Here is an 11,870-nt window from a genome sequence, read left to right on the forward strand (position 1 = left end):
CTAAATCTCCAGCTCCGTGCCGAACTCCACAACCTGCTTGGTCGGCACGCCGAAGAACGCGGCGGAGCGTTCGGCGTTGCGCTGGAGGAAGGCGAACAGGCCTTCGCGCCAGACCCACATGCCCGGAATGTCCTCGCGCGGGATGATGGTCTCGCGGCCGACATAATAGGTGGTGTCGGAGAGATCGATGCCGGGCAGCTTGCCCTGGCGGCAAGCGAGCGTCAGTCCCTCATAGATCGTCGGGTTCTGCATGAAACCGTAATGCAGGATCACGCGGGTGATGCCGGGGATGATCTCCATCACCTCGGCGCGTGCCTCGTCGGGGACGTGCGGCACCTCCTCGATCAGCACCGTGACGAGGACGATGCGCTCATGCAGGACATGATTGTGCTTGACGAACTGGGTCAGCGCGAGCGGCACGCCATTCGGCGCCGACGCCAGAAATACCGCCGCGCCGGGCAGCCTGGCATTGCACTTGTTGACCGCCGTCTCGATCAGGTCTTCCTCGGGCTGACGGAGCTTGCCGCGCGCTGCTTCGACCAGCTTCACGCCGCTGCGCCAGGTCAGCATCAGGAAGGCGACGAGGGCTGCGAGCAGCAGCGGAAACCAGCCGCCCTCGAACAGCTTGATCGAATTGGCCGAGAAGAAGATCACGTCGATCACGAAGAAGAAGCCGTTCACCGCGACCACGAGCCAGGGCGAATAGCCCCACTGGATCGCGACCAGGGCTGCGAGCAACGTGGTGATCGCCATCAGCAGCGACACCGCGATGCCGTAGGCGCCGGCGAGCGCGTCGGAGGTGCCGAAGCTTAGCACCGCGCCGAGCGTGGCGGCAGCGAGCAGCCAGTTGACCAGCGGCACGTAGATCTGGCCGATCGCTGCGCTGGTGGTGTGGCGGATCTGCATGCGCGGCAGGAAGCCGAGCTGGATCGACTGCTGGGTCAGCGAGAACACGCCGGAAATGATCGCCTGCGAGGCGATCACGGTGGCGACCGCCGAGAAGGCGACCAGCGGATAGTGCAGGACATCTGGGCAGAGCTGGAAGAACGGGTTCTCGATCATGGTGGGATCGGTGATCAGGAGCGCGGCCTGGCCGAAATAGTTCAGCACCAGCGCGGGCAGGCAGATCGCGAACCAGGCGAGGCGAATCGGGAAGCGGCCGAAATGGCCCATGTCGGCATACATGGCTTCGCCGCCTGTCACCGCGAGGAAGGCGGCGCCAAGGATCGCGAAGGAGATGTGGAAGTCCTGGTGGATCAGGAAGTCGAACGCATAGAACGGGCTGAGCGCGGCCAGCACGGCCGGCGCCTTGACGATGCCGTGGATGCCGAGCGCGGCGAGCACGACGAACCAGGCCAGCATCACCGGTCCGAAAATGCGGCCGATAAAGCCCGTGCCCTGCTTCTGCATCATGAACAGGCCGATCAGGATGGCGACGGTGATGGGGACCACGACAGGCGCGAGCGAGGGCGCGTCCACCTTCAAGCCTTCGATGGCTGAGAGCACCGAGATCGCCGGCGTGATCGCGCCGTCGCCATAGAGCAGCGCCGCGCCGACGAGACCGACGACGAGCAGATGTGCGCGCCAGGTCCCGGGTTGCGCGTGGCGGGCATGCAGCAGCGCCAGCAGCGCCACGATGCCGCCTTCGCCGCGATTGTCGGCGCGCAGGATCAGCAGCGCATATTTCAGCGAGATGATGAGCAGCAGCGCCCAGAGAATAAGCGAGGCGACCCCCAGGACAGCGTCATGACTTAGGGTGCCGCCATGGGCAGCCGCCTTGGCGGCTTCCTTCAGGGCGTAGAGGGGGCTGGTGCCGATATCGCCATAGACCACCCCGAGGGCGCCCATGGTCATGGCGAGCGGCAGCGGATCGGGATGGTGGCCGGAAGCAATTGCAGGCGTACTGGACAATGGGGATCCCCCGATGGGATCGCGCCCGGCGGGACATTCCGACGGGCGCGATCATCGCGCAGTCTGCGACGGGACGCTGCAAATTTCCACGGGGTTTCTTTGGAGTTTTATCTGACGCGAAGCTGACACCCGACTACGGGGTCCGGTTGGCCGTCACCAGGCGCGCCTCGCGGACGTTGGCCTTGGTGCCGGCGCGGCGCAGGCACGCGGCCTCGAAATTCGGCCAGGCCCGCTGCGAGCAGTCCTTGCCGATGGTGCGGATATCGAGGCGGTCGCTCTTGGCGAGCGGCTGCGGGACGCTGGCTTCGACTGATGGCGCAAAGCCGGGAAGCATGGTGAGGGCAGCGGCCACAAACGCGGCGATCGCAATCGCTGAGATGGTCTTGATCATCGACGGTCCCCTGTGATGCGGCCGCTACGCCCAACGTACGGTCCGTATTTGTTGGGTGGATTAGTAACCATGGCCAGTTTCCGGACGTCTTCGCGGACGTCGGAAATGGTTTCGTTCGCGCTCCGTTTTGTTTCGTGACCGCCCCCAGGACGAAACAAACCGCCCGTTGCCGACATGCGGCGGGCAGAATTCGCGGGAAACGGGCGGGCTACCGCTAGGAACGGGCAGGGAACCTGTTCGGCTTGCCGGGCCGGGCCGGGCGCGGTAGGACGTGGCCATGCCGCGCATTGCATTCTACCCAGGTTCCTTCGATCCCATCACCAACGGCCATCTCGACGTGGTCCGGCACAGCGTCGCGCTGTGCGACAGACTGGTTGTCGCGATCGGGGTCCATCCCGGCAAGAAGCCGCTGTTCTCGGCCGAGGAGCGGCTGAAGATGCTGAACGACGTCTGCGGGCCGGTGGCCGCCCAGGCCGGCTGCGTGCTCGAGACGACGACGTTTGACGATCTGTCGGTGACCGCGGCGCGCACGCACGGCGCGACGATCATGATCCGGGGCCTGCGCGACGGCACCGATCTCGACTACGAGATGCAGCTCGCCGGCATGAACGCTGCCATGGCCCCTGAGGTGCATACGGTCTTTCTGCCGGCATCTCCGATGGTCCGCCCGATCACCGCCACACTGGTACGACAGATCGCGGGTATGGGTGGCGACGTCTCGAGCTTCGTGCCGCCGCTCGTTGCATCCCTGCTCAAGGCCAAATTCGCCGGATAACGGCGCACTTCTTCACCCCACCTGATCCGGAGTTTTCATGACCCGTCGTCTCGCAATTCTTGCCACGATGTTCGTCGCGCTGATTGGCGCAGTGCCGGCGGTGGCGCAGCAACTGCCGGCCAATCTCGACAAGGCCAACGCCATCGTCATCGACACCACCAAGGGCCGCATCGTCATCAAGCTGCGCACCGACATCGCGCCCCAGCATGCCGAGCGCATCAAGCAGCTGGCGCGTGAGGGCTTCTACAACAACGTGCCATTCCACCGCGTCATGGACGGCTTCATGGCACAGACCGGCGATGGCCAGAACGGCAACGGCACCGGCGGCTCGAAATATCCGAACCTGAAGCAGGAATTCTCCAAGGTGCATTTCGCGCGTGGCATCGTCGGTATGGCCCGGCGCGGCGACAGCGTCGACAGCGCCAACTCGCAGTTCTTCATCATGTTCGCCGACGGCGGCAGCCTCGACGGCCAGTACACCGTGATCGGCGAGGTCGTGCAGGGCATGGACGTCGTCGACAAGCTGAAGAAGGCTCCGCCCGGCGCCCCCGGCGGCACCGTCACCGATCCCGACAAGATGGTGAAGGTGCAAGTCGCTTCCGACATCAAATAGAAACAGGAGAACGCCATGGCGCGCTGCGGCAACAGGCTTGTGCCGGCTGCCGCGGCGCTGTTCCTCGGTGTCTCCGGCGCGGTTGCCGAGGATGGCAAGGTCAATACCATCGCGGACATCTCCAGGTATCTGCAGACCTGCTGGAAACCGCCGCCGGCCGCCAAGGCCCGCCCACTCGACATCACCGTCATCGTGAGCTTTAACCGGGCCGGAAACATTTTGGGCCATCCGCGAATTTCCTATGAATCCGCGGATGCCTCCGACGAGGACCGGTTGCAGTACCGCATTGCGGTGATGGAGACATTGCAACGCTGCACGCCGTTGCCATTTACCGATGCAATGGCCGGCGCTGCCGCGGGGCGTCCATTCGCAATCCCGATCCGCAGGCGGAAGACTTCACCCCCAACGCAAGAGAGACCAGCATGAGCGTTACCGAAAACACCTTGATCCTCGAGACCACGCAGGGCCCCGTCACCATCGAGATGCGTCCCGACCTCGCCCCCGGCCATGTCGCGCGCATCAAGGAGCTGGTCCGCGAGGGCTTCTACGACGGCATCGTGTTCCACCGCGTGATCGAGGGCTTCATGGCGCAGACCGGCTGCCCGCAGGGCACCGGCACCGGCGGCTCCGGCAAGAAGCTCAAGGCCGAGTTCAACAAGGAGCCGCATGTGCGCGGCACCACCTCGATGGCCCGCGCCGCCAATCCCGATTCCGGCGACAGCCAGTTCTTCATCTGTTTCGACGATGCCCGCTTCCTCGACAACCAGTACACGGTGTGGGGCAAGGTGACCGAGGGCATGGAGAACGTCGACAAGATCAAGCGCGGCGAGCCGGTGCAGAACCCCGACAAGATCGTCAAGGCGCGGATGGCCGCGGACGCGGAGTAAGCGTTTCCCCTCATGGTGAGGCGGCGCGAAGCGCCGTCTCGAACCATGAAGGCCGAGCTGATGCAGCGGGGCCTTCATCCTTCGAGACGCGCGTTCCGCGCTCCTCAGGATGAGGAGTAACCGTGTGGCGCTGAGCCCGACATGCGCACCGATCTCTTCGATTTCGACCTGCCGCCCGAGCGCATCGCCTTGCGCCCGGCGAGCCCGCGCGACTCCGCGAAGATGCTGGTCGTGGAAGGCGGCGCGCTGCGCGACCAGACCGTCGCCGACCTGCCGCAATGGCTGCGGCCGGGGGACCAGCTCGTCGTCAACGACACCAAGGTGATCGCGGCGCAATTGAAAGGCCGCCGCATCGGGCGCGAGACCGAGCCGAAGATCGAGGCGACGCTGATCAAGCGGCTCGACGGCTCGCGCTGGCAGGCGCTGGTCAAGCCGGCGAAAAAGCTCACCGCCGGCGACCGCATCCGCTTCGGCAATGAGGGCAAGGTCTGCCTGCTCGGTCATCTCGACGCCGAGGTCGAGGCCAAGGGCGCCGAGGGCGAGGTGACGCTGTCGTTCTCGTTCCACGGGCCCACGCTCGATCAGGCGATCGCCGATCTCGGCAGCCCGCCGTTGCCACCCTACATCGCTTCCAAGCGTACGCCTGACGATCAGGATCTTGCCGACTACCAGACCATGTTCGCGGCCAACGAAGGCGCGGTTGCAGCGCCCACCGCGGGGCTGCATTTTACCCCCGCGCTGGAGCAGGCGCTGCGCGTGCGCGGGGTCGGCATCAACCGCGTCACACTGCATGTCGGGGCAGGGACGTTCCTGCCGGTCAAGGTGGACGACACCGAAGGCCATAAGATGCACGCCGAGTGGGGCACGATCTCGGCTGAGACGGCGGAACGGCTCAACGGCGCGCGGAAGAACGGCGGCCGCGTCATCGCCGTCGGCACGACGTCGCTAAGGCTGCTCGAAAGCGCGGCCGGCGAGGACGGCACGATTCAGCCGTTCGCCGCCGAGACCTCGATCTTCATCACGCCCGGCTACCGCTTCCGCGCGGTTGATATATTGATGACGAATTTCCACTTGCCGAAATCGACGCTGTTCATGCTGGTCTCCGCGTTCTCGGGGCTGGACACGATGAAGGCCGCGTATGCGCACGCCATCGCCAGCGGCTATCGGTTCTATTCGTATGGCGATGCGTGCCTGTTGTTCCGGGCGGTGGGTGGGCAAAGCGAAGCGTGCCCACCATCGCTCTTGAATGCCCCGCAAGCGTCGTGGGCACGGCGCTTGCGCGCCTTTGCCCATCCTTACGAGACCTTCTGTTACGCCATCACCCGCTGCGGCAGCAGCTCCGCGATCTGTACGGCGTTCAGCGCCGCGCCCTTGAGCAGCTGATCGGCCGCCACGAACATCGAGATCGAATGCCCTGAGGGATCGCTGAGATCCTTGCGGATGCGGCCGACCAGGACGTCGTCCTGGCCTGAGGCGTCGATCGGCATCGGGAAGTAGTTCTTGACGCGGTCGTCGACGATCTTGACGCCGGGCGCCCGCGCCATGATGGCGCGGACCTGGTCCTCGGCGATCGGCCTCTCGCATTCGAAGGTGATGGCCTCGCAATGGGCGCGCAACACCGGCACGCGGACGCAGGTGACGCCAATGGCAATCTTGTCGTCCTCGAAGATCTTGCGGGTCTCCTTGATGACCTTGGTCTCTTCATCGTTGTAGCCGGTCTCTGGGTCGACGGCGGTGTTGTGGTTGAAGAGATTGAAGGCGTACGGGTGCGGCATCACCTTGGGCGTGTAGACCTGCCCGTTGAGATTGGCGCGGGTGGACTCGACGAGCTCGTCCATCGCGGCAGCGCCGGCACCGCTTGCCGCCTGGTAGGTCGAGATGATGACGCGCTTGATGCGATTCCTCTGGTGGATCGGCCAGAGCGGCACCAGCGCCGTGATCGCGGCGCAGTTGGGATTGGCGATGATGCCCTTGTGGTCGCGAATGCGGCTGCCGTTGACCTCGGGGATCACCAGCGGCACGTTCGGATCCATCCGGAACGCGGAGGAGTTGTCGACCACGACGGCGCCGGCCTTGACCGCAACAGGCGCGAACTTCTTGGAGATGCCGCTGCCGGCGGAGAACAGCGCGATGTCGACGCCCTCGAAGGCGCGCTCGGTCAGCTCCTCGATGACGACGCTCTGCCCGCGAAACGACACTGTCTTGCCCGCCGAGCGGGCGCTGGCGAGCGCCTTGAGCTTACCGACGCGAAAGCCGCGCTTGTCCATGGTGGCGATGAATTCGGCGCCCACCGCACCGGTGACGCCGACAATCGCGACGACGGGATCGTTACTCACTTTGTCCTCCATTGAGATCGATTTAGACAACAAAAAAGCCCCGGACCATCGAGGGCGGGGCTTCGGTAGAGCTGATGCGTTCCAGTCGACGACTACGCGCGCACGCCTCCCCAGGCCCCGAAGGCCGTGGTGGTTTTGGTCGTGCGTTTGGTGGTCGTGAACATGGCGCGACTTATGCGGGAGAGTCTGGCGCCCGTCAATGGCTTTTCGGCGGGATTGTGGCGAGCGCCGATTCCGCGGCTATTTGGCTCGGGCGCCCGGCGGCTCCAGGATGACTTCCTTGAGATCGTCGCCGCTGATCACCACGATCGCGAAATTGAGCCGGCCGCGCTCGCGCACCAGGCCGCCGCTGATCGCCTTGCCTGAGGCTGCGTGCTCGGCAACGCGCACGGCGTCCGCAAGGCGGTGCCTGATCGCGCCGAGCGCCGCGAGATTGTCGCGATCCTCGAGGTCAAGCTCGGTAAGGGGAAGGGCGGCTTCACCGCCGACGAGCTCGCCGGTGGCGGCATTGATGGTGTGGCGCCAGATCCGGTCATTGTGCAGGGTCTTCACCCGGTAGACCGGCACGCCGGAGCCGCCGTCAAAACTCACATCCGCGGTGGTGGCACCGGCGTGACGGGCTTCCGCGATCGCCATCGCCTGGCTGATCGAGATCGATGAGCTGCGGAAGCGCTCGATCTCGCGGTTGACCGCTTGGCGGTCGGCTCCCGCATCCCCATCTGTGTCGCTGTGCAGGGCAGTCGGCGTGCCCGTGGTCACGATCGCCCGCGCCGGTGCGGCGAGGATGAGCGCGGACAAGGCGATCGCAAGTAACGAGGTCGATCGTTTGGCTGTCGTCATGCTCGAAACCTTTGGTCGGCGAGCGGGCTTGATCTTGCCGAGACTTGATCTTCCCGAGAGAAGACGCGGCCGACCTTGGGCATCGGTCGGCCGCGGAACGTCGTGGCGGGCTGTACCCGTCCCGGCGATCAAAGCGGTGCGGACCTCTTTGGGGCTGGTGAAAAAAGCGGTCCATATCGCCTTATAATTAAACCATACCGTATCGTTTTGTTTTGGTCAAGGCTGTCAGCGCGACCCGCTTGGGGATACATCGCGAGCTCACGAAATCGTCAGCGGGACGGGCGCCGGCGCTGCGTGCTCTTGGCGGTGTCCTTGGCCGCAGTCTCGACGCGGTCGGCAGGTCCCAGCGCGCCGGCCAGGAACAGCTTGATCGCCGCGCGCATGCGTTTTTCGGCCGGCTTCATCTCCGGTGGCGTTCCGAACGTCGCCAAGCGATGGTTGTGGCCGACGACGACGTCGAGAAAGACTTCCGCCGTGACGGTGGTGTCTTCGACATCGAGTGCGCCCTGCGCAACCAGATGATCGAAGAAGCGCGCGGTGGTCGCCACGGCTTTCAACCAGCCTTCCTCCTTGCCGAGCTTGGCGACGTCGGGGAAGTTGATGGCTTGTGACGTCATCATGCGGCTGAACGCGACGGCATCGGGGCCGCAGGTGAAGGTCAGCATCTCGCGCCCGATCTCGACCAACCGCTGCTCGACCGAGATGTCCGTGGCGCTGCCCAGCTGGGTCTCTGCCGCGGCCGACAGCGGCGCCAGCCAACGCGCGATCTCGCGCCTCAGCACGGCGGCAAACAGGCCGCGCTTGTCGCCGTAGCGGGCATAGACGGTGGGCTTGCTGACGCGGGCCGCTTCCGCGACCGCGTCAAGCGAGGTCGCGTCGAAGCCGCGGTCCAGGAACAGGCGGGTGGCGACCTCGATCAGTCGCTGGTCGCGCTCGATCGCGGCGGTCTTGGTCGGCCGGCCGCCGCGCGATTTCGGCACTTCGCGCCGCTGCGCTGCCGATCTTGCCTTGGTCGCAGTCAATCCCATGCCCAATGATTCCTGCGCGCTTCTGACAGTCGTACTTCGCTCTATATCGTGCAGGAGCGGGAGCGTCATCGCGAATCTGGCCGAATTGGCCATCGTCAACGGTTTCGATGGGACCCCGTTCCTCCATCGGGGTCACGGTACGCGGGCCCACAGGACGGCTCCGACGGCCCGAAACTGAGTGGTTGATCGGCCCCTCCCGACACGCAATAAGCAGCGCCATGGAGCTTCCCAATCATTTCGAACTGCTCGCCACCGATGGCGCCGCGCGCACCGGCCGCCTGACCACGCCGCATGGCGTGGTGCGCACACCCGCCTTCATGCCGGTCGGCACCGCCGGCGCCATGAAGGGCATGCACTGGCGCGAGGTGCGCGAGGCCGGCGCCGACATCGTGCTCGGCAATACCTATCACCTGATGCTGCGCCCGGGCGCCGAGCGGATCGCGGCGCTCGGCGGCTTGCAGCGCTTCACCGGCTGGAACGGGCCGATGCTGACGGATTCCGGCGGCTTCCAGGTGATGTCGCTGGCGGATTTGCGCAAGGTCAGCGAGCATGCCGTGACCTTTCGCTCCCATATCGATGGGGCCAAGGTCGAGCTGTCGCCGGAACGCTCGATCGAGGTGCAGCGCTGCCTCGGCTCCGACATCGCCATGCAGATGGACGAATGCGTGCGGCTGCCGGCCGAGCGCGACGACATCGATCGCGCCATGCGGCTGTCGCTGCGCTGGGCCGAGCGCAGCAAGCGCGCCTTCGAGAGCGCGCCCGACGGCTACATGCTGTTCGGCATCGTGCAGGGCGGCGACATCCCGCAGCTCCGTCATGCCAGCGCGCAGGGCCTCGTCGAGATGGGTTTCCACGGCTATGCGATCGGCGGCCTTGCCGTCGGCGAGCCGCAGGCGGTGATGCTGGCGATGATCGACGAGACTGCGCCGGCGCTGCCGACGGAGCGGCCGCGCTATCTGATGGGCGTCGGCACCCCCGACGACATTCTCGAGGCGGTCAAGCGCGGTGTCGACATGTTCGATTGCGTGATGCCGACGCGCAATGGCCGCCATGGCGTCGCCTTCACGCGCTTCGGCCAGGTCAATTTGCGCAACGCGCGCCACGCCGACGATCCGCGTCCGCTCGACGAGGAAAGTTCGTGGCCGTCAGCGCGGAACTACGCACGCGCCTACCTGCACCATCTCGTCAAGGCCGGCGAGACGTTGGGGGCGATGCTGCTGTCCGAAATCAATGTCGCTTACTACCAATTCCTGATGCAGGGCATCAGGGATGCGATCGCACACGGGGCATTCGAGGAGTTCTATCAGCGTACCCGCGAGGACTGGGCGAGGGGCGACATCGCCCCGCGCTAGGTTGATCAAACCTCAGTTGCAGACGATCCGCTGCTTGACGGCATGCTTGGTCACGAAACCGTAGCCGCAATTGTCGCAGGTCCAGAGATAAGAGATCACGTCGTCCGAGACGTAGGCGGATGCTTCGGCGGCGATCATGGAATCGGCGCAGACGGGACAGGTGGGCAACTCACTGCAACGCGGCTCGCGATGGTGCGCGACGGTCGACAACACTTCAGCAACTGCTGACATCGTGGTGACCTCCCTGCTTTGAGACCTGTGTCTAACATAAGCAGAATCAGTTGACGAGGCCGCAACACAAATGCGTTGGTTTTCTGCTAATGATCGCTCACGCGATTTTGCGATGCAGTGTATTTAACATGTGCCGCATTGTCGCTGGCGTGTCGCCGCACGCTGTCCGCAACTGCGCAAGAGCCGTGAAAGAAGCGCAAATTGTCGCCACAGGGAGTTCATCATGGACGCATCGTCCCAAACGGGTGCAGCGCACCAACCCGGCCGCGGCCGGATCTACTCTTCGATCGTCGAGGCCTTTGGCGATACGCCGATCGTGCGGCTGCAACGGTTGCCGGGCATGCACGGCGTGAACGCGACGATTTTGGCAAAACTTGAATATTTCAACCCGGCGGCGAGCGTGAAGGACCGCATCGGCGCGGCCATGATCATCGCGATGGAGCAGGCCGGCATCGTCAAGCCCGATACCGTGCTGATCGAGCCGACCTCCGGCAACACCGGAATCGCGCTCGCCTTCGTCGCTGCCTCGCGCGGCTACCGGCTGAAGCTGGTGATGCCGGAATCGATGTCGATCGAGCGGCGCAAGATGCTGGCCTTTCTCGGCGCCGAGCTGGTGCTGACGCCGGCCGCGCAGGGCATGAAGGGCGCGATCGCGACCGCCGAGGAGCTGTTGAAGACGACACCGAACTCGGTGATGCCGCAGCAGTTCAAGAACCTCGCCAATCCCGAGGTGCATCGCCGCACCACCGCGGAGGAGATCTGGAACGACACCGGCGGCAACATCGATGTCTTCGTTGCCGGCGTCGGCACCGGCGGCACCATCACCGGGGTCGGCCAGGTGCTGAAGCCGCGCAAGCCGTCCTTGCGCGTCGTGGCGGTCGAGCCGGAGGAGAGCCCGGTGCTGTCGGGCGGCCAGCATACGCCGCACAAGATCCAGGGCATCGGCGCCGGCTTCCTGCCCGAGATTCTCGACCGCTCGGTCATCGACGAGATCGTGAAGGTCAACTCGACGACGGCGATCGAGACCTCGCGCGCGCTGGCGCGCCATGAGGGCATACCCGGTGGCATCTCCTCGGGTGCGGCGATCGCGGCCGCGCTCGAGATCGGCCGACGGCCGGAAGCTGCGGGAAAGACCATCCTGACGGTGGTGCCGTCCTTCTCCGAGCGGTATCTTTCGACGGCTCTGTTTGAGGGAGTCTAGGATATGGCGGATCAACCGAGGCGACCGCGCACGCTTGGCGATGCGCGATCGGAGGCCGAGGCGGCGTTCAAGAAGGTGACAGCCAAGGTCGCCGTGGCGCCGCCGAAGCCGAACGTGGCACCCGGGGTCCGGGAGCAGGTCACGCTGCGGATCGACCAGGACGTGCTGGAGTTCTTCCAGCAAGGTGGCCCCGGCTGGCAGGACCGCATCAACGAGGCGCTGCGCAAGGCGGCGGGGAAGTGAGCTCAGCCGCGCGTTCCGGCGCCAGCTCCTCATCCTGAGGAGCTGGCGCAGCAGGCGTCTCG

13 protein-coding genes and 1 pseudogene are annotated in these 11,870 nt (G+C 65.3%); 8 read left to right on the top strand and 6 right to left on the bottom strand.

Translation table 11 applies throughout. The features are described 5' to 3' along the window. Complete coding sequence (locus JJB99_RS19100; RefSeq protein WP_200500219.1) at positions 1-1,854, bottom strand: potassium transporter Kup; 1,854 nt, start codon at positions 1,852-1,854, stop codon at positions 1-3. A 190-nt stretch (positions 1,855-2,044) separates the two neighbouring features. Next, positions 2,045-2,302 carry a hypothetical protein gene (locus tag JJB99_RS19105; RefSeq protein ID WP_200493891.1) on the bottom strand — a complete coding sequence of 86 codons (258 nt, stop codon included), beginning with the start codon at positions 2,300-2,302 and terminating at the stop codon, positions 2,045-2,047. 277 nt (positions 2,303-2,579) lie between these two features. Here JJB99_RS19105 and coaD point away from each other — a divergent pair, with 277 nt between their 5' ends. The 5 genes and pseudogenes from coaD to queA form a co-directional block, all read left to right on the top strand. Next, complete coding sequence (coaD, locus tag JJB99_RS19110; RefSeq protein ID WP_200493892.1) at positions 2,580-3,077, top strand: pantetheine-phosphate adenylyltransferase; 498 nt, start codon at positions 2,580-2,582, stop codon at positions 3,075-3,077. Positions 3,078-3,114: 37 nt separating this feature from the next. Beyond that, entirely contained in the window at positions 3,115-3,690 is a 576-nt protein-coding gene (locus JJB99_RS19115; RefSeq protein WP_200493893.1) for a peptidylprolyl isomerase, read from the top strand. 15 nt (positions 3,691-3,705) lie between these two features. Further along, the gene (locus tag JJB99_RS19120) at positions 3,706-4,116 is read left to right on the top strand and encodes a hypothetical protein (RefSeq protein ID WP_200493894.1); all 411 of its coding nucleotides are present in this window, start codon (positions 3,706-3,708) and stop codon (positions 4,114-4,116) included. Then, a complete protein-coding gene (locus tag JJB99_RS19125; RefSeq protein WP_200493895.1) occupies positions 4,113-4,577 on the top strand; it encodes a peptidylprolyl isomerase in 465 nt (154 codons plus the stop codon). The genes JJB99_RS19120 and JJB99_RS19125 overlap by 4 nt, the downstream gene beginning before the upstream one ends. Before the next feature lie 141 nt (positions 4,578-4,718). Beyond that, positions 4,719-5,783: pseudogene (gene queA / locus JJB99_RS19130) on the top strand (tRNA preQ1(34) S-adenosylmethionine ribosyltransferase-isomerase QueA); the annotation flags it as partial. 104 nt (positions 5,784-5,887) lie between these two features. On the opposite strand, the gene JJB99_RS19135 reads toward queA, so the two are convergent. The 3 genes from JJB99_RS19135 to JJB99_RS19145 form a co-directional block, all read right to left on the bottom strand. After that, positions 5,888-6,925 carry an aspartate-semialdehyde dehydrogenase gene (locus tag JJB99_RS19135; RefSeq protein WP_200493896.1) on the bottom strand — a complete coding sequence of 346 codons (1,038 nt, stop codon included), beginning with the start codon at positions 6,923-6,925 and terminating at the stop codon, positions 5,888-5,890. A 228-nt stretch (positions 6,926-7,153) separates the two neighbouring features. Further along, a complete protein-coding gene (locus tag JJB99_RS19140; RefSeq protein ID WP_200493897.1) occupies positions 7,154-7,753 on the bottom strand; it encodes a PepSY domain-containing protein in 600 nt (199 codons plus the stop codon). A 269-nt stretch (positions 7,754-8,022) separates the two neighbouring features. Next, entirely contained in the window at positions 8,023-8,781 is a 759-nt protein-coding gene (locus JJB99_RS19145) for a TetR/AcrR family transcriptional regulator (protein WP_200493898.1), read from the bottom strand. Between the two features lie 218 nt (positions 8,782-8,999). On the opposite strand from JJB99_RS19145, the gene tgt reads away from it, so the two are divergent. Then, positions 9,000-10,133 carry a tRNA guanosine(34) transglycosylase Tgt gene (gene tgt / locus JJB99_RS19150; protein ID WP_200493899.1) on the top strand — a complete coding sequence of 378 codons (1,134 nt, stop codon included), beginning with the start codon at positions 9,000-9,002 and terminating at the stop codon, positions 10,131-10,133. Between the two features lie 12 nt (positions 10,134-10,145). On the opposite strand, the gene JJB99_RS19155 is transcribed toward tgt, so the two are convergent. After that, positions 10,146-10,364, bottom strand: a complete 219-nt coding sequence (locus JJB99_RS19155; protein ID WP_200493900.1) for a hypothetical protein — start codon at positions 10,362-10,364, stop codon at positions 10,146-10,148. 223 nt (positions 10,365-10,587) lie between these two features. Between JJB99_RS19155 and cysK the strand changes: the two genes are divergently transcribed. Both cysK and JJB99_RS19165 read left to right on the top strand, forming a co-directional pair. Beyond that, complete coding sequence (gene cysK / locus JJB99_RS19160) at positions 10,588-11,565, top strand: cysteine synthase A (RefSeq protein ID WP_200493901.1); 978 nt, start codon at positions 10,588-10,590, stop codon at positions 11,563-11,565. A gap of 3 nt (positions 11,566-11,568) precedes the next feature. Further along, a complete protein-coding gene (locus JJB99_RS19165; RefSeq protein WP_200493902.1) occupies positions 11,569-11,808 on the top strand; it encodes a BrnA antitoxin family protein in 240 nt (79 codons plus the stop codon). Positions 11,809-11,870 lie beyond the last annotated feature (62 nt).

Origin of the sequence: Bradyrhizobium diazoefficiens (genome assembly GCF_016616235.1) — a bacterium.
Lineage (GTDB): Bacteria > Pseudomonadota > Alphaproteobacteria > Rhizobiales > Xanthobacteraceae > Bradyrhizobium > Bradyrhizobium diazoefficiens_H.

What these genes read in the sequence shown, in the direction of transcription:
- JJB99_RS19100 (WP_200500219.1), bottom strand. Translation starts at nt 1,854, where the DNA reads ATGACCATGGGCGCCCTCGGGGTGGTCTATGGCGATATCGGCACCAGC.
- JJB99_RS19105 (WP_200493891.1), bottom strand. Translation starts at nt 2,302, where the DNA reads ATGATCAAGACCATCTCAGCGATTGCGATCGCCGCGTTTGTGGCCGCT.
- coaD (WP_200493892.1), top strand. Translation starts at nt 2,580, where the DNA reads ATGCCGCGCATTGCATTCTACCCAGGTTCCTTCGATCCCATCACCAAC.
- JJB99_RS19115 (WP_200493893.1), top strand. Translation starts at nt 3,115, where the DNA reads ATGACCCGTCGTCTCGCAATTCTTGCCACGATGTTCGTCGCGCTGATT.
- JJB99_RS19120 (WP_200493894.1), top strand. Translation starts at nt 3,706, where the DNA reads ATGGCGCGCTGCGGCAACAGGCTTGTGCCGGCTGCCGCGGCGCTGTTC.
- JJB99_RS19125 (WP_200493895.1), top strand. Translation starts at nt 4,113, where the DNA reads ATGAGCGTTACCGAAAACACCTTGATCCTCGAGACCACGCAGGGCCCC.
- JJB99_RS19135 (WP_200493896.1), bottom strand. Translation starts at nt 6,925, where the DNA reads ATGGAGGACAAAGTGAGTAACGATCCCGTCGTCGCGATTGTCGGCGTC.
- JJB99_RS19140 (WP_200493897.1), bottom strand. Translation starts at nt 7,753, where the DNA reads ATGACGACAGCCAAACGATCGACCTCGTTACTTGCGATCGCCTTGTCC.
- JJB99_RS19145 (WP_200493898.1), bottom strand. Translation starts at nt 8,781, where the DNA reads ATGGGATTGACTGCGACCAAGGCAAGATCGGCAGCGCAGCGGCGCGAA.
- tgt (WP_200493899.1), top strand. Translation starts at nt 9,000, where the DNA reads ATGGAGCTTCCCAATCATTTCGAACTGCTCGCCACCGATGGCGCCGCG.
- JJB99_RS19155 (WP_200493900.1), bottom strand. Translation starts at nt 10,364, where the DNA reads ATGTCAGCAGTTGCTGAAGTGTTGTCGACCGTCGCGCACCATCGCGAG.
- cysK (WP_200493901.1), top strand. Translation starts at nt 10,588, where the DNA reads ATGGACGCATCGTCCCAAACGGGTGCAGCGCACCAACCCGGCCGCGGC.
- JJB99_RS19165 (WP_200493902.1), top strand. Translation starts at nt 11,569, where the DNA reads ATGGCGGATCAACCGAGGCGACCGCGCACGCTTGGCGATGCGCGATCG.